The organism is Rufibacter roseolus (assembly GCF_017916365.1).
GTDB lineage: Bacteria > Bacteroidota > Bacteroidia > Cytophagales > Hymenobacteraceae > Nibribacter > Nibribacter roseolus.
In genome coordinates this window covers 738,432-759,147 of the sequence record NZ_JAFMSU010000003.1, presented here as the reverse complement: position 1 = coordinate 759,147, position 20,716 = coordinate 738,432, and the positions used below count along the sequence as shown (strand labels likewise).

The 20,716-nt window shown below is 51.3% G+C and carries 16 protein-coding genes; 8 read left to right on the top strand and 8 right to left on the bottom strand.

Going from position 1 to position 20,716, the window contains the following annotated elements; translation table 11 throughout:
* Positions 1–217 precede the first annotated feature (217 nt).
* Entirely contained in the window at positions 218–1,594 is a 1,377-nt protein-coding gene (locus tag J3P35_RS18980; RefSeq protein ID WP_210466330.1) for a sodium:proton antiporter, read from the bottom strand.
* Between the two features lie 209 nt (positions 1,595–1,803).
* Here J3P35_RS18980 and J3P35_RS18975 point away from each other — a divergent pair, with 209 nt between their 5' ends.
* Both J3P35_RS18975 and J3P35_RS18970 read left to right on the top strand, forming a co-directional pair.
* Complete coding sequence (locus J3P35_RS18975; RefSeq protein ID WP_210466329.1) at positions 1,804–2,421, top strand: NifU family protein; 618 nt, start codon at positions 1,804–1,806, stop codon at positions 2,419–2,421.
* 191 nt (positions 2,422–2,612) lie between these two features.
* Positions 2,613–4,259 (top strand): peptide MFS transporter, encoded by a 1,647-nt coding sequence (locus tag J3P35_RS18970; RefSeq protein WP_210466328.1) that lies wholly within the window; start codon positions 2,613–2,615, stop codon positions 4,257–4,259.
* Positions 4,260–4,674: 415 nt separating this feature from the next.
* On the opposite strand, the gene J3P35_RS18965 is transcribed toward J3P35_RS18970, so the two are convergent.
* Positions 4,675–5,949 (bottom strand): NupC/NupG family nucleoside CNT transporter, encoded by a 1,275-nt coding sequence (locus J3P35_RS18965; protein ID WP_210466327.1) that lies wholly within the window; start codon positions 5,947–5,949, stop codon positions 4,675–4,677.
* 609 nt (positions 5,950–6,558) lie between these two features.
* Here J3P35_RS18965 and J3P35_RS18960 point away from each other — a divergent pair.
* Entirely contained in the window at positions 6,559–7,983 is a 1,425-nt protein-coding gene (locus J3P35_RS18960; RefSeq protein WP_210466326.1) for an APC family permease, read from the top strand.
* A gap of 104 nt (positions 7,984–8,087) precedes the next feature.
* Here the strand turns inward: J3P35_RS18960 and J3P35_RS18955 are convergent, their stop codons facing one another.
* From J3P35_RS18955 to J3P35_RS18935, 5 genes are all read right to left on the bottom strand, one after another.
* Positions 8,088–8,969 (bottom strand): YitT family protein, encoded by an 882-nt coding sequence (locus J3P35_RS18955; RefSeq protein ID WP_210466325.1) that lies wholly within the window; start codon positions 8,967–8,969, stop codon positions 8,088–8,090.
* Positions 8,970–9,422: 453 nt separating this feature from the next.
* Positions 9,423–12,413 carry a protein translocase subunit SecDF gene (gene secDF, locus J3P35_RS18950; RefSeq protein ID WP_210466324.1) on the bottom strand — a complete coding sequence of 997 codons (2,991 nt, stop codon included), beginning with the start codon at positions 12,411–12,413 and terminating at the stop codon, positions 9,423–9,425.
* Between the two features lie 175 nt (positions 12,414–12,588).
* Positions 12,589–12,903, bottom strand: a complete 315-nt coding sequence (locus J3P35_RS18945) for a hypothetical protein (protein WP_210466323.1) — start codon at positions 12,901–12,903, stop codon at positions 12,589–12,591.
* Between the two features lie 152 nt (positions 12,904–13,055).
* Positions 13,056–13,679: a uridine kinase family protein gene (locus tag J3P35_RS18940; RefSeq protein ID WP_210466322.1), complete on the bottom strand. Its 624-nt coding sequence runs from the start codon at positions 13,677–13,679 to the stop codon at positions 13,056–13,058.
* A gap of 77 nt (positions 13,680–13,756) precedes the next feature.
* Entirely contained in the window at positions 13,757–14,353 is a 597-nt protein-coding gene (locus J3P35_RS18935; RefSeq protein WP_210466321.1) for a non-canonical purine NTP diphosphatase, read from the bottom strand.
* Positions 14,354–14,840: 487 nt separating this feature from the next.
* Here J3P35_RS18935 and J3P35_RS18930 point away from each other — a divergent pair, with 487 nt between their 5' ends.
* The 3 genes from J3P35_RS18930 to J3P35_RS18920 are packed head-to-tail and all read left to right on the top strand — an operon-like array spanning position 14,841 to position 17,556.
* Complete coding sequence (locus tag J3P35_RS18930) at positions 14,841–15,659, top strand: MlaE family ABC transporter permease (RefSeq protein WP_210466320.1); 819 nt, start codon at positions 14,841–14,843, stop codon at positions 15,657–15,659.
* A gap of 13 nt (positions 15,660–15,672) precedes the next feature.
* On the top strand, positions 15,673–16,446 hold the full coding sequence (locus J3P35_RS18925; protein WP_210466319.1) for an ABC transporter ATP-binding protein: 774 nt from the start codon (positions 15,673–15,675) through the stop codon (positions 16,444–16,446).
* Positions 16,447–17,556: an MlaD family protein gene (locus J3P35_RS18920; RefSeq protein ID WP_210466318.1), complete on the top strand. Its 1,110-nt coding sequence runs from the start codon at positions 16,447–16,449 to the stop codon at positions 17,554–17,556. It abuts the gene before it with no gap.
* A 797-nt stretch (positions 17,557–18,353) separates the two neighbouring features.
* On the opposite strand, the gene J3P35_RS18915 is transcribed toward J3P35_RS18920, so the two are convergent.
* Positions 18,354–18,863 (bottom strand): phosphoribosyltransferase family protein, encoded by a 510-nt coding sequence (locus tag J3P35_RS18915; RefSeq protein WP_210466317.1) that lies wholly within the window; start codon positions 18,861–18,863, stop codon positions 18,354–18,356.
* Between the two features lie 171 nt (positions 18,864–19,034).
* Here J3P35_RS18915 and J3P35_RS18910 point away from each other — a divergent pair, with 171 nt between their 5' ends.
* Both J3P35_RS18910 and J3P35_RS18905 read left to right on the top strand, forming a co-directional pair.
* Positions 19,035–19,277 (top strand): type B 50S ribosomal protein L31, encoded by a 243-nt coding sequence (locus tag J3P35_RS18910; protein ID WP_149097165.1) that lies wholly within the window; start codon positions 19,035–19,037, stop codon positions 19,275–19,277.
* Between the two features lie 65 nt (positions 19,278–19,342).
* Positions 19,343–20,572, top strand: a complete 1,230-nt coding sequence (locus J3P35_RS18905) for a GlmU family protein (protein ID WP_210466316.1) — start codon at positions 19,343–19,345, stop codon at positions 20,570–20,572.
* Positions 20,573–20,716 lie beyond the last annotated feature (144 nt).

Below are 20,716 nucleotides of genomic sequence, written 5' to 3'. Positions count from 1 at the left end.
TGGGAGGGGTAGGTTTACACCACTCAGTCCACGCATTCTGACATTTGCAGATTGTAGAGACCAGGCACCGCCTTGTCTCCAACGGCTCCTCCGCAACAACCGGGAGGTACCTACAAAGAACCTATCAATCATACCCGTCCCTATAAAACAAGATCAATTTGGAGGCCGATTTCCATAAATCAGCCGCTAAACAAACCCCAAATAACATCCAAAATCCTTACAAAATCACCAGCAGCCAAATTAAAGCTAGTACCGGCAACAGGTAGACGATGGAGTACTTGAACATGTATTGGAAGAAGGGGGGCATGTTGACGCCGGCTTGCTCGGCGATGGATTTCACCATGAAGTTGGGACCGTTGCCAATGTAGGTCATCGCGCCGAATAGTACTGATCCGATGGAGATGGCTTCCAGCACCAGCAGGGTCTCAGGGGTTTGGCCCAGGCCGTAGGCGAAGTTATAGACTTGGGTGGTGCTGGCATAGTTGAGGTGGTATTTGGCCATGCCCAAAGACAGAAAGTTGGCGTAGGTGGGGGCGTTGTCCAGCACGCCGGATAAAGAGCCCGCTACCCAGTAGAAGACTGAAGGGGTCAGTTTGGCGGCAAACTCGGGAGACGAGGCCAGTTCCGCGGAAAGTTGCAGGGCAGGCATCATGGTGAAGAAAATCCCGAAGAACAAAAATACCACTTCCAGAATGGGGTCAAAGGTGAAGTGGTTCCCGTTAAGGGCGGTTCGGCTGGCAAATTTGAAACACAGCAGGGCAACCGCCAATTGCACCAGTTCCCGCACAAAAGAGACTTTGACGCCGCCTTCCAGCGGAATGTACGGCAACCAATCATAGGAGGCAGGGTTCAGGAAGGTAGCACCAATGATGAAGCCCAGCCAGAGCAGGTTGCGCTTACCGGTAAAGAAGAACTCGGTTCTGGCTTCATTGCGGGCCTGCACCTCTGGTTTAGGCGTAAAGGTTTCTTTGTTGCGGCTATCCAGAATAAAGAAAATCAGGCATAAGGCGGCCACGGCAATAACCCAGGGCGTGAAAAGGTGCTGCAGTGTCCAGAAAAAAGGCACGCCTTTGAGGAAACCGATAAACAGCGGAGGATCGCCCAGCGGAGTCAACAAGCCTCCGGCGTTGCTCACGATAAAGATGAAGAATACGATCTGGTAAGGCTTGATGCGGTGGTTGTTCAGCCTAATGAATGGCCTGATAAGTAGGAGCGAGGCCCCTGTGGTGCCTATCAGGTTGGCGATAATGGCGCCGAAGAGCAGAATCCCTACGTTGATGAGCGGCGTGGCATTGGCGTTGGCGTTGATGTAGATACCGCCTGCGGCGATGTACAGAGAACTCAGCAGAATGGCGAAAGAGGCATACTCGGCCAAGGTCTCTACCGGCAGGTGCGTGTCATGCAGCACAAAAAGGTAATAGGCCAGCACCAGCAAACCCAGTCCAACAGATATTTTCTTGAATTGATGGTGCCAGAAAACCGGGAAGAAAATAGGGCCTGTGGCAATGAGGCCAATCAACAAGGCGAAGGGAGCGATAAGGAAACCAGGTACATCTGGTGCGGTGGCCGCCAACAGAACGGTGTCAAAAAGCATAGGCGCGTGATGAAGGAAGGAGCAATCCGGATAAAGTTAAGGTTTATCCGGGAAAGGGTGGGCGTTTAGGGCCTGGTTTAAGTAAAACCGGCTTAAAACACAGAATGGGCGGTACCCAAGAAGTAACTAACAGGTATCGGAAATTCTCACTAATTTTGGAAACTTAAATACCTGAGCGTAAGTTTTTACTTTATATAAAGAAGACAGCCATGACTGAAAATACAACCAAACCGGTTTCTGTGTACGCCGAGGCGAACCCTAACCCGGAGTCAATGAAATTTGTCCTGAACTCAACCTTGTTGGGAGAGGGCGGAAGCGTGGACTATCCAACCGTGGAAAGTGCCGCAGATTCTCCTTTCGCGCAGGAGCTGTTCAACTTTGACTACGTTTCCCGCGTGTTCATCGCGAGCAACTTTGTCACCGTAACCAAGAACTCTCCGGTGCAGTGGCCGCATTTGATCCCTGAGCTGAGAACGTTCATCAAATCATACGTAGAGGCTGGCGGACCTATTTTCCTGGGCAACCCGGTAACTACCAGCGCGGCATCGGCTGCTGCCGAGGTTCCTGCTGACCTTTCTGCTGAGGACACTGAAATCTCGCAGAAAGTGATTGACCTGCTGGAAAACTACGTACGCCCGGCCGTGGAGCAGGATGGTGGAAACATCACTTTCCGTTCTTACAAAGAAGGCGTAGTAACGGTGAACCTGCAAGGTTCGTGCAGCGGCTGCCCGTCTGCCACCGTTACCCTCAAAGCCGGTATTGAGAACCTGCTGAAGCGCATGGTACCAGAAGTAACCGAAGTGGTTGCTGAAGGCGTTGTGCTCTAAGAAATAATCTAACTACATGAAAAAGGCCCTGCTCTGTCAGGGCCTTTTTCATTCATGGGCTTTTCTGTTTCAGAGAGAAAGAGTTGAGTTTTTAGGCCGATTTTGGGCTTTTAGGCTTGTTCTATATTCCGGCTACGGTATATTTCCATTTCTTTTGCCTATTTTCAAAGCAGATTCCAAAATATACCCTAATGTCAACAACTGCTTCTAAGCACCCCAAAGGCTTGTATTATCTGTTCCTGGCGGAAATGTGGGAACGCTTCGGCTATTACCTCATGATAGGTATTTTCTTCCTGTACATGACCGATACCCAGAGCGGCGGAATGGGGTTGCCCAAAGACCAGGGCTCCGATATCTACGGAACCTTCATTGCCCTGGTGTTCTTAACGCCTTTCATCGGCGGCCTCCTGGCCGATAGACTCTTGGGTTACCGCCTGTCCATCACCATTGGCGGGGTGCTCATGGGACTGGGCTACTGCGGCCTGGCCATGCCCGGCGATGCATTTTTCTACCTGTCCTTGGCGCTGATTGTGATCGGGAACGGGTTCTTCAAAGCCAATATCTCTACGCTGCTGGGTAACTTGTACTCAGAGCCGCAATACCTGCCCAAGAAAGACACCGGGTACAACATCTTTTACATGGGCATTAATGTGGGGGCCTTTATCTGCAACTTCGTGGCGGCTTACCTGCGCAACAAATACGGCTGGGGCTTCGCGTTTCTGGCGGCCGGTATTGGTATGTTCATAGGCCTCATCATCTTCTGGGCCGGAAATAAAACCCACCGCGACTACGACATCCGGAAACCCGCCCAACCCCATGACATGCCCCTTTGGAAGGTTTTCGGGTTAGTTATTCTGCCGGCGATCATTGTTGGTGTGTTGAGCTGGGTCTTAATCCCAGGCGATGTGTTCGGGTCAGACTCTACTGATGCTTTCATCTTTGGTTCTATTCCCATTATCCTGTTTTACGTGAGTCTCTGGGCGCGTGCCTCAAAGGAGGACAAGAACCCTATTGCGGCGCTGCTCTCCATCTTTGCGGTAGTGGTGGTGTTCTGGGGCGTATTCAAGCAGAACGGTACCGCCCTCACTACCTGGGCAGAGTATTACACCGACCGCAGCCTGCCCGAAGTGCTGGAGAAACCAGCCGCCTCTTTGGGGATGGTGCAGCAAGTGGATGCCAAAACCACCACCGTTCCAGATTTTGACGCCGCTTTCCGTACCCGCACCGATGCCGATGGCAAGGTAATCACCAAAGAAGGCGTGGCCCCTTACCTGAACAACCTGCCCAAAGAAGAATGGCCACAGGAAGGAAATTCCCTCTCGCTTATATCTACCGAGCTGTTCCAATCCATCAACCCGTTCTTCGTAATTGCCTTAACGCCATTGGTGGTAGGCTTCTTCGGGTTACTGCGCCGGAACGGAAAAGAGCCCAGCACACCGGCTAAGATGGCTTTGGGCTTGTTCATTACCGGCCTTTCTACCCTGGTAATGGTAGGCGCTGTATGGGCCGGCGATAACGGCCAATTCAAAGTATCCAGCCTGTGGCTCGTGGGGACTTATTTCGTAGTCACCCTGGGTGAACTCTGCCTCAGCCCGATGGGCTTGTCTCTGGTCTCCAAAGTTAGTCCGCCGCGTCTGACGGCCCTCATGATGGGCGGCTGGTTCATCGCTACCTCTATCGGGAACAAACTATCCGGTATTCTGGCCAGCCTCTGGGACACCTACGATGACAAACAGTATTTTTTCTGGGTGAACTTCGCGGTAACCGTCTCCGCGGCTCTAGCCCTCGTGCTCATGCTCAAGTGGCTCCGCCGAATTATGGAAAAGCCAGCTATCTAATCTGAGTGCAAATCGGGTAATTGCCCGATAAAGAAAACGAAAGGCCGCATGGAATTAATAATTCATGCGGCCTTTCGTTTTATCTTGAGAAGTCCTAACCAGTAGAGTAGTCCTAACCAGTCCCACTTTCGTTTCCTTGGTCTGTCCCCTGACAGACCAATCTCATGACGAGAGGTTTTGAGCTTGATCTTTCGGTCTGTCAGGTGACAGATCGAGGAAGAGCCGCTTCCAAAACATGTGATTCCCCTCCTTGGAGGGGTGGGTTCCTCTTTTCCAGATAATCCAAAAAAGGGATCAGGCTGTTTTCTGGTTTGAAGCCTTTTTACCCAAAACTGCCCTAAAATGCCATCGGCGGCTATCCAACCCTTAAAGCTGGATAGCCGCCGATGGCATTTTAATCCAAAGAGGAGATCTTTTACAACAAGATACCAGCCAATGCAGCTGACATGTAAGAGGCCAGCGTACCACAGATCAAGGCTTTTAGGCCGAGGGCGGCCAGGTCTTTTCTCCGTTCTGGTACCAACTGCCCGATACCACCTACCTGAATAGCGATAGAGCTGAAATTGGCGAAACCGCAAAGAGCAAAAGAGGTGATAAGCAAAGTCTTGGGATGCAGGTTGGCTTTGATGGCGGCTAGGTCAAGATAAGCCACAAACTCGTTAATCACGATCTTGGTACCCATCAGGGAGCCGGCGGTAAACATATCCTGGGAAGGAACACCCATGGCCAGAGCGAAAAGGGAGAATACGCTGCCCAACAGGCTCTTCATGCTCAGGTTTTCCAACGGAATTCCCACGGCATCCAGAGACATTCCCATACCCGCCAGAGATCTACCTATAAAGCCCAGGAAATAGTCTAATAACGCAATCAGGGCGATGAAGCCTACAAGCATGGCTACCACGTTCAAACCTACGCGAAGTCCGTCTGAAGCACCGTGGGAGATGGCATCTACCAGGTTTGCGTCTTGTTTTTTCACCTCAATGCCTACTTTCCCTTTAGTCTCGGAAACCTCGGTCTCAGGGAAAACAATCTTGGAGATCACCAGGGCGCCGGGAGCAGCCATAATACTGGCGGCAATAAGGTACTCAGCGGGAACGCCAAGCGCGATGTACACCGCCATCACACCACCCGCAATACAAGCCATACTTCCGGCCATGGATGCCAAAAGCTCAGAGTTAGTCATAGTAGGCAGATAAGGCTTGATCATGATCTGGGCTTCTACCTGGCCCACAAACACACTGGCCACGTTGGAAACCGCCTCGCTACCGCTTACCCCCATAAGTTTGTGCACGCCTCGCGCCACTACAGACACAATGCGCTGCATCAATCCAATGTGATAGGCGATGCTCACCAACACGGCCACGAAAATAATAGTAGGCACAATCTTGAAGAAGAAGATCACGTCATTACCCACCCCGAAAGCCCGGTCCATTTTCTCTTTGTTCACCAGTGCCCCGAACACGAACTCCGCGCCGCGGTCAGAGAAACTCAGAATTTGGGTGATGTAGTGCCCCAGTTTCTGGAAAATCATCTGCCCGAAAGGCACTTTCAGGATAAAGAAAGCCAGTCCAAGTTGGAGCGCAAGGCCCACCACCACCAGCCTCACGTTGATGGCTTTCCGATTATTGGAAAGTAAGAATGCAATACCTAAGATTAGAACAATGCCAATCAGGCCGGTAAATCGGTTCATATAAAATTGAAAGGTTTTTTGATGTTAGTTGGGTTTGGGGCTACCAATGACCAGGAATTTGTATGGATCATTGTGAACGTCTCAGGTATTTAAGTTGACTACCAGGCCTGCCCAAAAAGGAAAGGAAGTGAAAAGGAACAGGCAAATGCAGCAACGTCGCCACGGCGAAAACGGTCCTGGAAGACGTCATGTAGGGTATGTTAAAAAACATGGTGACAAAAATACAGATATTTACCTGTAAAACCTTAGCCCCTAAAATTTTATCTGTTCACCTTCGGCGCAGAAGGTTGGCCCTTTTTCTGATTGCCAGTGAATTGTTCTTTTTCCATGAAAGTGGGTCCTACATCCTGGGTCTAGAAGCATCAGGAAAGATCTGGGTTTTAAGTTTGTTTTGGGCCGATTTTTCAATAAATGGTTCTAAAAGCCGAGCGAGAGCCAGCGGGAACAGTTTTCGGAATTGGGAAAGTTTACCCGAGCTGGCTTTTAGGAATAAGTCTTTGACTTTTAGTTTGTTTAGAGCGGGAATGGACCTAGGGAAACTACCTCTGAGGCCCTAAATGAGGATGGTTTCTGAGATTATTCGTTTCTTGTAAGAAATAAGTCATAAATATGGATAATACAAAGCAATTGCACCGCACATTGGGCCTTAAGCTGGTAGTGGTGGTGGTGATTGGCAACATCATAGGGTCTGGGGTGTACAAGAAAGTGGCGCCCATGGCCGCAGAGTTGCATTCGCCGGGGTGGGTGCTCATCTGCTGGATTTTAGGGGGAATCATCACCTTGTTCGGGGCGCTGAGCAATGCCGAGGTTGCCGGTCTGCTCGCCGATACGGGCGGGGAATACGCCTATTACAAGCGCATCTACAACCGCTTCTTCGCTTTCATCTACGGCTGGTCGCTGTTCTCGGTGATCCAGACGGCGGGTATTTCTTCGCTGGCATACGTGTTTGCGCAGTCTTTGCACAGCCTGGCTGCGGTGCCACCGCTGCTCCCGGAGTTAGCCGATGTGAGCATCGCGGGCATTTTCTATCCCTTCGCCGATTTTAACGTGAAGCTGACGGCCATTCTGCTCATCATTTTCCTGACCTGGATTAACAGTCGTGGCGTGAAGGCAGGAGCCGGGCTGAGCACCGCTATCCTCGTTTTGGTGTTCATCGGGATTGGTCTCATCATCCTCTTCGGGTTGGGCAGTGGAAATGCCGACCTTAGCCGCAGCTTTGACCTGCAGACCTCCAACAATCAGCCGGTTTCGTTCAGTGCCGTGTTTGCGGCCATGCTCTCGGCATTCTGGGCGTACCAGGGTTGGGCCTCAGTGGGTTTTGTGGGCGGCGAAATCAAAGATCCGCACGTGAACATTCCGCGCGGCATCACCATTGGCGTGTTCACCGTCATCACCATTTACCTGTTGGTCAACGCCACTTATCTGGCGCTGCTGCCCATTCAGGAACTTGAGGGTATTTTCAAAGCCGGAAACCAGATTGCGGCCATTGAGGCGGTGAAAAGCTTCTGGGGCAGCGGCGGTGGCTTTTTCATTTCCATCCTGATTCTGGTGACTACTTTGGGCTGTACCAACGCCACCATCCTGGCCAGTTGCCGCACCTACTTTGCCATGGCGCGGGAGGGATTGTTCTTCCGGAAAGCCGCCAACCTGAATCAGGCCCAGGTACCCGCTAATTCGCTTTTGTTCCAGTGCGTGTGGGCCTGCGTGCTGGTACTATCCGGTACCTTTGACCAACTCACCGACATGATCATCTTCGCGGTGTTCATCTATTACGGAGCAACTACCCTTGGCGTATTCATCCTTCGCCGCAAGATGCCCGATGCGCCCCGCCCTTACAAAGCCTGGGGCTACCCTGTGGTGCCAGCCATCATGGTGATCTTCTGCGTGGCCCTGTTCTTCAACACCATCATCGTACGTCCCCGGGAAGCAGGCATTGGCATGATCTTGATGCTCACCGGTATTCCCATGTACTGGTGGTTTATGAAGAAAAACATCCTCAACCAGGAGCCTGCCGAAATAGAGAAGCACGCCTAGGTTCATCATAGCAAATCGCCCTTCTGGTTTCAGGCCTTTTTTGTCAAAACAGGCCTGAAACCAGAAGGGCGATTCATTTAATAACAATGTGGTTTGAAGAGAATTTAATGCAGAGCTCTTCTTTTGACCATGCCGCCGTCAGTATCGTCAATGCTTTGCTGGATCAGGAAGGCATCAGGGTCAATGGACTTTACTTCTTTGCGGAGGGCCGGGATCTCCAGCCTGGTCACTACCGTGAAGATGATGTCAATCTCCAGGTTGTCACCCCGCTTCCCGAAGCCTCTCTTGCCTTGGTAAATGGTGACCCCGCGGCCTAGCTTTTCAGTGATGGCTACCCGTATCTGCTCGCTCAGCCTGGAGACAATGGTTACACCCGTGTACTGCTCAATACCATGCAGCAGGAAGTCAATCATCTTGGAGGCCGAGAAATAGGTCAGGATAGAGTAGAGCGCCACATCCACGCCTAGGAAGAAGGCCGCGGTGCAGAAAATGACGATATTGAGCATCAGAATCACGTCACTCACCTTCACCAGCGGGTAGATTTTACTCACCAGAACCGCCGCTACCTCAGTACCGTCCAAAACCGCCCCACCGCGCATGGCCAATCCTATGCCCAACCCAATGAACACTCCCCCAAAGATGGCGGTCAGCATTTTGTCTGCCGTCACGTCTGGATAGGTCACAAACACAATACAGAGCGAGAGCCCTACAATGGCCAGGGCGCTTTTGATGGCAAACAATTTGCCCACGTACCGGAAGCCCATAAAGATGAACGGCAGGTTCAACAGCACAATGAGCAAAGAAAGCGGAATCCCGAAAATATGCGTCAGCAGCATGGAGATACCGGTCACGCCGCCGTCAATGAAATGGCTGGAAAGCAGGAATCCTTTCAGGCCCATGCCTGCCGATAGAATACCACAAAGAATCAAACAAAAGTTTTTGAACTCAGACCTGATGTCAAAGTCGCGGTTAGAGGAGGGGAGCATAAGCCTAAAAGGGGTAAGTCTGGAAGAACCAGAAGATGGCAAAAAAGCAATTTAATAAAAACCGGCCACAAGTCCGGGCTCAGTTCCCAATTCCTGCCCCAATCCCCTAAAACAAGCCTCCCTTTGCCCATGGTTTCCTGGAAAATGGAAGCAGATGAGGCAAGCACGCTTTATCCCTATTAGGGCTGTTTTCCTCGAGTCGGGCTAAAAACAAGGGCAAAAGTAAGGTGCCGTACACTCCATTTCTATCGAAGGTGAAATAGCCTTTAAAGAACCTTTCAACCAATCCCTGGATCTTGACTAAAGTAGCCGAGACAGGGATTCCCCTCCTCGGAGGGGAAGGTTTAAACTTCTAAGATTAACATATCGTCTCGGCTTTGGAATGGTAAAACTATAGGCATAAAAAAAGCCGGGCAAACGCCCGGCTTTTCTATGGATAGGTGAATGCAAATGTTATTTCGCGGCAACCACAGTTGGTTTCACAGCTACCAGTTTCTCTCTATCTACGTTGGTAGTATCCACCACAATTGGCGCGGCGATGAACAAGGTAGAGTAAGTACCGGTCAAGGAACCGATCAACATTGCGAAGGAGAAGCCTCTCAGGGTCTCACCACCAAATATGAACAGGATGATAACCACCAGCAATACAGTTAAGTTGGTGATGATGGTACGGCTGAAGGTGCTGTTCAAGGCTGGGTTCACAATGTCACGGAACTTCATGCGTGGGTTCTCATGGGAGAACTCCCGGATACGGTCAAACACTACCACGGTATCGTTGATGGAGTAACCAATGATGGTCAGGATAGACGCGATAAATACCTGGTCCATCTCGAAGGAAACCCCGAACAGGTTAGCGATGGTGAAGGCGGAGAATACCACCAACACGTCGTGGATCAAGGCGATTACCCCGCCCAAACTGAACTGCCAGCGGCTGAAACGGAAGGCCAGGTAAATGAAGATACCCGCAAAGGCAAGTAATACCGCAATGATGGCTGTCTTCTGAATGTCATCGGCCATGGTGGCGCCCACTTTAGAAGAGCTGACAATCTGCGGGTTCAGGTTCTGGTATTCTTTCAGACCTTGTACCAGGGCAGTTCTTACGGTCTCATCGGCTTGGGTAGACTCATTCTCAGCGATGTAGCTGGTGGTGACTTTCAAGCGGTTAGGAGCACCGTAGGTTTTTACCTCAGTACCAGCGCCTTTGAACTCGTCATCCAGGGCAGATCTTACATCGGAGGCAGGAACTGCGCTCTTGAAGTCTACCACGTAAGAACGACCGCCTTTGAAGTCAACGCCCAATGGCAGGTCGCCTTTAATGAACACGGCCACAATACCGAACAGGATAAAGATAGCAGACAAGATATAGGCTTTCTTACGGTTGCCCAGGATATCAAACTTGATGTTTTTGAACCAGTTTCTGGAAAGCGGCGTCTCCAGGGAGATTTGGCTGCTGTCTTTGCCTTTGGTCATCCACTCAATCAGCAGGCGGGAAATGTATACCGCGGTGAAGAAAGAGGTAGCAATACCAATCATCAACGTGATGGCGAATCCTTTCACCGGACCGGAACCGAAGAAGTACAGGATGATACCCGCCAATAACGTGGTCACGTTGGAGTCAAAGATAGAGCTGAACGCTTTGCTGTAACCTCTTCTGATGGCTTCGCCCATGCTCATGCCGCCGTGCAATTCCTCTTTGATACGCTCAAAGATCAGTACGTTCGCATCCACAGACATACCCATGGTCAATACCATACCGGCAATACCAGGCAGGGTAAGGGCAGTACCAAACTGCGCCAGGATACCAATAATGAAGAAGATGTTGAAGAACAGGGCGATGTTAGCGATCAGGCCACCTTTGCTGTAGTAGGCAAACATGAACAGAACCACCAGACCCATACCGGCCAAAGAAGAAAGCAAACCTTGGTTGATGGCTTCCTGACCCAAAGAAGGACCTACAATGGCTTCTTCCACAATACGGGTAGGAGCTGGCATTTTACCGGCTTTCAGAATGTTGGCTAAGTCTTGCGCCTCTTCAATGGTGAAAGAACCAGAGATAGAAGAGTTACCACCGGCAATCTCGCTCTGTACCACTGGGGCAGAGTACACATAGTCATCCAACACAATAGCTACCTGACGACCGATGTTGTCACCAGTCAGACGCTGCCATTTCTTAGAACCGGCGGCGTTCATGCTCATGTTGATTTCTGGGCGACCTTGCTGGTCATAGTCCTGGCGGGCATCTGAAATGTACTCACCAGTCAAAGGAGCTTTGCCTTCGCGGCCTTTCTTCACTGCGTAAAGTTCCAGGAACTCAGCACCGTCATTAGAAACGATTGGCTTCACGCCCCACAGGAACTTCATGTTCTGCGGGAACAGAGCTTTCACTTCCTGCTTCGCGAACAGCGCGTTTACCTTGGCGGTGTCCCGCACGTTGGTACCTAAACCACCTGGCAGGGTAGTGAAAAGACGCGCCAGCAGAGAGCTTTGGTTAGGGTTGATAGAGTCTTTCTTGGCAGCAGCGCTGTCAGCGGGTTTGCTTAACTGGGCAGCCAAGGCTGAAGTATCAGCACCGGCGGCGGCAGTCAAAGATTTAGAGGTGTCAGCAGCAGAGGCCAGGGTAGAAGAAGGGGCAGCAGCGCCTTTCAGTTTGTTGGCAGCTTCCTCTTTCACCAGGTAATCGTTCAACTGAGTGAAATAAGGACCAAACTCCTGCACGCTCCATACTTCCCAGAATTCCAGGTTAGCGGTTCCTTGCAACAGTTTACGAACACGCTCTGGGTTGTCAACGCCTGGCAACTCAATCTGGATACGGTTAGTGCCTTTCAGGTGCTGGATGTTAGGCTGGTTTACCCCGAATTTATCAATACGGGTACGCAGAATGTTGAAAGAACGGGCTACCGCATCATCAACCTCTTTGTTGATCACGTTCAGTACTTCCTTGTCTGTAGAGTTGTAGCTAAGAGAACGGGTGGTGCTGTTAGCGAAGATAGAAGCCAGTTTGCCGTTTGGCTGCAGCTCACGGTAAGACTGGTAGAAGAGGTCTACAAAGTTCTTCTGGCTGGTGGCCTGCAGTTTCTGGGCGCGGGCAATGGCTTGCTCAAAAGCGGCATCTCTGCGACTTCCGGCCATGGCTCTGATGATTTCCACCGGAGAAACCTCCAGCGTTACGTGCATACCGCCTTTCAGGTCAAGACCAAGGCCAAGCTCACTTTCTTTTACCTGCTGGTAAGTGTACTCAGCTCCCAAGAAGTTGAAAACCGGGGCTTTCCAGACAGAGTCAAGGTAAGATTGTTTTTTGTAGTGGTCTACGGTGCCAGTTTTAGTGGTGGCAAACCGCGTAGCGTCTTCTTCAACGCCTTTGGAGACCAAAGAGAACGACAGATAGTACAGGCACAACGCCGATACGATAACCGTCAAAACCAGGATAAAACCTTTGTTACGCATTGGTGAATAGATGGATAAATAAAAATGAATGATAATAGTATAAGCAGCTGGGAATGCCGTTTAGGGCCTGAAAACCAGAAAGGAATCAGAAAACACAAGGCATAACCCAAAAAGAGAATGCGGAGTTTACCCGGTAAATGCCCTTGTGAGGCGTAAAGTTCCGGAAAACAGGAAGTTAGGGTGCGTTGGGTGAGATGGGCAACGTGGTCAGTTGCTGCAAAAGAAATGTCCAGTAGGGTGTTCCCAGAGCGGTTTTCACCAGAGTCTGCACCGGCGCCGTGAAGGTGAGGCGCAGGAAGGTGGCCGGCTCGGCAATCTGTAAGGCAATAAAGGAAGTGGTGGCCTCAAAGGAAACTTTCTGTTTCACCACCGATGATTGCTGGTCTCGGCCCTGGTTGTTCACCGCCGTTTGCTCAGCCGGGGAGGCCGTTTTATAGGCGTATGCCGGGAGAGTCCTGTAGTTCACAGTAAGCACCAACAGCAAGGCCATGCTTGTGCAAAGCAGCCGCCAATTACGTTGTATGTAGTGCCCAGGTTTCATCTCTATAAGCAAAGGTAGAGGATTCTTGAAATAAAACAAAAGCCTCTGCTGGTGGTGGAACAGCAGAGGCTTTTGATAAGTGCCCTTGGGCTTGAAAAAGGTTATTTTTTAATCTTGGAGTTCAGGTAGGTTACCAGAACATCCAGCCCTACATCAAAATGGCGGTTGTTAGGGATGATCACATCGGCATCGTTCTTAAACGGCTTGATGTATTTCTCATAGGTAGGGGCCACGTGGTTCGTGTAACGGTAAAGCACATCGTCCAAGTCATAACCGCGTTCCACCTTGTCACGGATGATGCGGCGCTGTAGCTTGATGTACTCCTTGGCGTCTATGTACACCTTCATGTCCAGGAGTTTGGCTACCTCCTCAAAGTAGAACACAAAGATGCCTTCCACCACCACAATGGGAGCCGGCTTGAACTCCAGTTGGCGGGGTACCACGTTTGGATTATTGAAAGTGTACTCTTTGCGGTAAACGGTCTCTCCTTTACTTAGTTGGAGGATGTCATGGGCGTACGCGGCGCTGTCAATAGAGCTGGGCAAATCAAAGTTATGAAAGCCGTTCTCGTCTATGAACTGTTTGTCGCGGTCGTGATAGTAATTGTCCTGAGACACCAGGCAAATGTCCTCAGGTGCATACGAAGCCAGTAGTCTGCTCAGGAATGTGGTTTTTCCTGACGCGCTTCCTCCCGTAATTCCTACAATGAACGGCTTTTGATGCATAAATAAGTATGGGTTTACGGGGTGCAAAATTAACCATTTGTGTGCATGCAGCCTAACGCATGTTCAAAAGAATTTCTTTAGGTACCGGTTTGTACATAGCGGTGCTGCAGAAAGGACACCAATTGCTGCACAGCCCGGCCCCGGTGGCTGATCTGGTTTTTCTCCTGACTATTCATCTGGGCGAAGGTGCGGTCATGCCCCTCGGGCACGAAGATGGGGTCGTAGCCAAAGCCCTGCTCGCCGCGGGGCTCTTCATTGATATGTCCTTCAACAATGCCGTTGAACAGGTGCTGTTCGCCTTCTTCCAAAAAAAGCGCGATGGACGTCCTGAACCGGGCCTTGCGGTTGCTTCGGCCTTTTAGGTTCTCCAGCACTTTTTGCATGTTGGACTGGTTATCCCGCTCCGGGCCGGCGTACCGCGCCGAGTACACCCCCGGTTCGTTGTTGAGCGCCTCTACCTCTAGCCCGGTATCATCCGCGAAACAGATCACATGGTACCGCTCCCAAACGTAAGACGCTTTCTGCAGGGCATTGCCTTCCAGGGTGTCCTGGTCCTCGGCCAGTTCCTGGGTGCAGCCTAGGTCTTCCAGGCTCACGAGTTCAAAGGGAGGTCCCAGCAACTGCTGGATTTCCTTTAGTTTATGGGCATTGTTTGAGGCAAAACAGATTTTCATACTGCGTTTTGGTATAACGTAAGTTAGTAAGTGCGGCAATGATACTAGGTGCAGCTGGTAGTTCAAAGAACGTTAGAATGGGGAGGCAGGATGTGGTAACCGCCCCAGAATAGCCAGAACGCAGAGTTTTCTAGGCCGTGGCCCAGAAATAACTTCCAGATTTCACACGCATCTGGCTCTTGCCCAGAACTCTCAACCTTTTTAATAGGTCATCAGGCTTTTTGATGTAATTTTGCCCGAACTTTTTGAGTTAAGGAAAGCGATAGCCGTATACGCCGCAAGGACGTTCCCGCTTTTGCGGATCGGTTCGCAGTTTTAGCCTTGTTTCCAGGAAATCAGGCCTGAAACGGGTACATGTGAGAAATGTCTGATATCAGAAACAGGCTCGTTACCCCTGACCTTGAATTGCTGCATGGCGCATAATAGCCAGTGCTGGACAGGCACCCCAGAGTAAAGGGAGGCCGAAGATGAAAAACAAAGACAGTAGATGAAATTTCATAATGATGACGAAAGACCGGTAAGACGGCCCCGTGCGCAGGTAATCTCCCGCAGATTTGACCGCATTTTCATGGAGCTGGCCAATATCGCTTCGTTTATCGGCCGCTTTTTCAAGGAGGTATTTCTGCCGCCTTATGAGTTCAAAGAGATTATCCGGCAATGTTTTGAGATAGGGGTGAAGTCCTTGCCGCTCATTTCGCTCACCGGCTTTATCATAGGCATCGTGTTCATGAACCAGTCCCGGCCCTCGCTGGCTGAGTTTGGGGCCACATCCTGGCTGCCCTCACTGGTGTCGCTGGCCATTGTGCGGGCCTTAGCGCCGTTGGTGACCGCCTTAATCGGAGCGGGCCGTATCGGGTCCATGATTGGCGCCGAGCTGGGCTCCATGAAGGTGACCGAGCAGATTGAGGCCATGGAGGTATCGGCGACCAATCCGTTCAAGTTTCTGGTGGTGAGCCGCGTGCTGGCCACCACGTTTATGATTCCGGCGCTCATGATGTACACCATGTTGGTTGCTTTATTGGGCGCTTTTTTGAATGTGAACGCGAACGAGGGCACCAGCTTCACCACCTATTTCACCCAGGTGTTCGATGCCATCACCTTCCTGGATATTTTTTCCTCAGTGATCAAATCGGCGCTTTTTGGCTTTACCATTGGCGTGGTGGGCTGCTATAAAGGCTACCATTCGTCAAAAGGCACCGAAGGCGTGGGCAAGGCGGCCAATTCTTCCGTAGTAACGGCTATGTTCCTGGTATTTATAGAGGAGTTGCTGTCTTTGCAGGTGATCACGGCGCTCCGGTACCTTTAATTTAGTTAATCTGATGAAGGAGACACAACCCGTTATAGACAGAAGCAACTGCGTCATCAACATCAGAGGCCTGGAGAAATCCTTCGGCGATCTGGACGTGTTGCGCGGCGTGGATTTGGATTTATATAAAGGCGAGAACCTGGTGGTGCTGGGTAAATCAGGAACCGGTAAATCTGTGCTGATCAAGATCATCGCCGGTCTGCTCAAGCCCGATACCGGTACTGTGAACGTGCTGGGCAAGGAAGTGCCCAAACTGAGGGGCCGTGAACTGGACGAGCTGCGCCTGAAGATTGGGTTCTCGTTCCAGAACAGCGCCCTGTATGACAGCATGACAATTCGGAAGAACCTGGAGTTTCCGCTGGTGCGTAACCGCCGCGACATGACCCGCGCCGAGGTAGACCGCATGGTGGCCGTCGTGCTGGATGCGGTGGGCCTCTCCCAGACCATCAACCAGATGCCGTCTGAGCTCTCCGGCGGTCAGCGCAAACGCATAGGCATTGCCCGTACGCTTATCCTGCAGCCCGAGATCATGCTCTACGATGAGCCCACCGCGGGTCTGGACCCTATTACCTGTATTGACATCAACAACCTTATCAACGAGGTGCAGAGCCGTTTCAATACCTCTTCCATCATCATCACCCATGACCTTACCTGCGCCAAAGACGTGGGTGACCGCGTGGTGATGCTCCTGGACGGGCAGTTCCAGCGCCAGGGCACCTTTGATGAGGTGTTTGACACCCCAGATGAGCGGGTGAAATTATTCCATGATTACAACTTTATAGACTAAATGAGTGCAGTAGAAAATAGGCGAGCCGTTGTAGTAGGCATCTTTGTGTTTTTAGCGCTGGTGATACTGGTGGTAGGCATCTTTGTGCTAGGCGGCCAGCAAAAGCGTTTCACCAAAACCATCCAGGTATCGGCTATCTTTGACGATGTCACCGGCCTTAAGATAGGAAACCAGGTGCTTTTCTCCGGGGTACGGGTAGGCGTGGTGAAGCGTATTGCCTTCGAGGGACCCTCGCAGGTAGCCATCACCATGGACATCACCGAGGAATCGCAGAAATACATCCGCAAGGACGTGAAAGCCCGCATAGGCTCTGAGAGTTTCATCGGGAACAAGGCCATTGTGCTCTACGGCGGCAGTCCGCAGATGCCTTCTATCCAGGAAGGCGACCGTCTAGGAACCGAGGCCCAGCTCAGCACCGAGGAAATGATGGCGACTTTTCAGGAAAACAACAAGAACCTGGTAGCCATCACCACTGATTTCAAAAAACTCAGTTCCGGCCTGGCCAACGGCGAAGGCTTGGCGGGCGCGCTGCTCACCGATGACCAGCTTGCCCAGAATTTCCAGGCCATCCTGGCCAACCTGCAGAGAACTTCGGCCACCAGTGTGCGGGCCTCGCAGGCTCTGGCGCAGTTCTCCAATAAACTAAACACCGAAGGCGGCCTCGCCGATGATCTACTCACCGATACGGTCACTTTCAACAAACTGCAGGCCACTGTGGCTCAACTGGAGAAGGTGATGGCCACCACCAATCAGCTTACGAGCAAACTTAACCGCACCTCAGATAAGCTCAACAGCAACAACAACGCCCTGGGCGTGCTCCTCAACGACGAGCAGTTTGCCCTGGACTTGCAACTGACCATGCAGAACCTGGAAGCCGGCACCGATAAACTGGACGCCAACATGGAAAGCCTGCAGCACAGCATCCTGCTCAACGGCTTCTTCCGCCGCAAAGCCAAACGCGACGCCAAACAAAAGGAACGCGAGCAGCAGCGCCAGGAACGCCTCCAAAAACTGGAAGAGAAGCAAGACAAGAAAAAGCAACCTGTCCCCGCTACTACCAGCAACGAGCCCGCAGAAACACCCGCTGCTACTCCGGGACTGGCGTATTGATTGTATAAGGTTGTGGCTAGCGTTTAGAAGTTGTTTTCAGGAAAATAGGCCTAAAGCAGCAAGGGGGAGAATAATGATAGTAAACCCTTAAGGGTTGTTGGTGATAACACCAACAAGAGTGGGCAGATAAGCAAATAGTAGGGGCACCTCTTATGGGTGCCCTTTTTCGTTGCCACTGTCTATTGCGGTGGAACTGTTGGAGACAAGGCGGTGCCTGGTCTCTACATTTGGTTAATGGGAAATGTGTGGATCGGCAGGTATAATCATCCCGTTGGAAGAATTTTGGGTGAATGGAAGGGGGAATGCTTCGGAACAGCAAGTGAGCAGACGAAATGTAGACTTTGAGGCTAGCGCCTCACGGCAGTTGCAAACTGCCGGTCATTTTTGGTCCAAGTCACAGACTTAAACCATGTCAAATATAGAAGACGCTCGCAGGACCTCCGGACGCTGCGAGGTCTGAGGCGTTCCTACCATATTCCCAATCCCAGCCTTTCGGTTGAGCGCCTTTGTTTTAGACCTGGTGCCGCGGATGCGGCAGGCCTACTGGCCAAGGCTAAAACAGCAGCGCGAGGCCGGATGGCGGGGCCTCGCGGCCGTGAGCGCTCGGAGCCCAGCGATGCAACAGTAAAGCTTATGAACCTACGCTAACAGCGGCCCTTCGCCAGCAAAAGCGGACTACGATTTTATAAATTGTTTAGGAACGCTTCACTAAGGCAAGAGGCTAAGTGCGCCAAGTATGTCTTTGAAAGAAGAAAAGATCGTTTCAAATCCAATTTCTCAAAACCAGCCTTAAAACCCTACAACAAATAAGCATTCCATTCATCCTCTGTCCACACTACCCTGATATGCTCCCGCAGGGTCGTAGCCAAAGAATAACCGGTGTAAGTAGCGGAAATAGGGTAAAGCGGGTGGTGACGGTTGATAAGTGTGGCAATCTCCAACTTCTTGCAGTCTTTCTCCAAAAACTCCCGCAGGGTGTAGGCCAGCGTTCTGCCGGTATTCAGTACATCGTCTACCAAGACCACAGGGGTGTGGGTCAAAGTGGAAAGGGAAGGCTCCACCTGGATATCGTGGGTGAGGGGTTCGGTTTTGTGCAGGGAGACGCCTACCAATTGTACCTCCAGAGGTGAAATCTCCCTGAGTTCCTGGGCCAGGGCTTGCGCCAGAAAGTAGCCGTTCTCATGGATGCCGGCCAGCACCAGCTGCTTTTCCTCAAAGTTCTGTTCGTAGATTTCAAACGCCATGCGCTTGATTTTCTGCAGGATCTGGTGGTGGTCCAGGATGCGGTTCTCTTTTGTTAAGACCATGGCGTGTTGCTGTTTAGGGGCCAAATTACCAAAATAATCGCCAAAACAGCCGCATGGTACATGGCAGAGTTGTATCTTTGAAAATATTTCTAGGAAAAGGTTTTAATTGTAAGGCGAATGCCTTACTTTTGCAGTCCTATTCCAGAAATCCGTAGTTAAAAATATAGCATAATGAAAAAGGACATCCATCCTGAATACAGAGAAGTCGTTTTCCAGGACACTTCCTCAGACTTCAAATTCATCACCCGTTCTACCATGAACTCTAACGAGACCATCACCATGGAAGACGGCAAGACTTACCCAGTGGTTAAAGTGGAGGTTTCTTCTGCTTCGCACCCGTTCTACACCGGTAAAAACATCTACGTGGATACTGCCGGCCGTATTGACAAGTTCAAGCAGCGTTACAAAAAATAAGCGTATTGCGGTTCTCCGTACAGAAGTCTTCCTGAACCTCAGGAAGACTTTTTTATTTTTGCCTTATGAACATCATTCTCTTTGACGACCCGGTTCTGCGGGCCAACCTGCTGCCGCTCACCTATACCCGGCCCGTGGCCCAGATCCGCATCGGGATCCTGACCATTGCTGAGAAGTGGCAAACCCTTTCCAGGGAATTGGTTTCTCACCTCACGCAGGGCTACCTGCAGGGTAAATTCCCGCAGCATCTAGCTGATGGCAATAACCTTTATATCAACGGTGCCATCTGCCCTACCCCGGAACTGCTGGCTCAGATAAAGCAATTGCCGGTGGGTGGCACCCTGTATCAGGACGGGCTCTTGGTGGCCCTCAACGCAGATCATCTGGACCTGAGAAGCATTGAAGAGGTTTATCAGCACAACACCTCCGAGAGAGTACAGGTGGAGCTTCCGGCGCATACGGTGATACGCCACTTGTGGGACATCTTCAAGTTCAACGGACCCCAAATTCGGGAGGATTTCAAGCTGGTTACCCAAGGCCGCGTGAGCCAGAAAATCTCAGATCCGCACACGGTGGCCTATAAGCCGGAGGATATCTTCATTGAGGAAGGCGTGATTTTCAAAGCCGCTATCCTGAACGCCGAGGCTGGGCCTATCTACATCGGGAAGAACGTGCAGGTGCAGGAGGGTACCGTGATCAGGGGACCGTTTGCCATCTGCGAGGAATCTGTGATCAACATGGGCGGCAAGATGCGCGGCGATGTGACGGTGGGCCCATACTGCAAAGTGGGAGGCGAGATCAGTAACTGCGTGTTCTTCGGATACTCCAACAAAGGGCATGACGGATTCCTGGGTAATTCGGTGGTAGGGGAGTGGTGCAACTTCGGGGCCGATTCTAACACCTCCAACCTCAAGAACAACTACTCCAACGTGCGGCTCTACAGCCACGCCCAGGAGAAAATGGAAGACACCGGCCTGCAGTTCTGCGGCACCATCATGGCCGACCACGCCAAGTGCGGCATTAACACTATGTTCAACACCGGGACGGTGGTGGGCGTGGGCGCCAACGTGTTCGGAGCCGGGTATCCGCCTAACTTCGTTCCTTCGTTTAGCTGGGGCAGTGGTGCAGAGTCCCAAACTTTTAAACTCCTTAAGTTCTACGAGGTGGCCCAGGCCGTAGTAGGCCGCCGCGGCCTTTCGGTCTCTGAGGAGGACCGCAAGATTTTTAACCATGTGTTTGAGGAGACCAAAACCTTCCGCACCTGGGAAACGGTGCCGGCGGGTTCCACTGCTTAAGACGCCTAAAACATAGAACTCCGGCGCCGGATGGTTTTCACTCTATTTTCTGAAAAGTAGGGCAAAAACGGTCCGGCGCCGTTATCTTTACAGACCAAATGGCGCGGGAGCAGAGAATCCGGGCCTTAGATTTAAAATTAACCT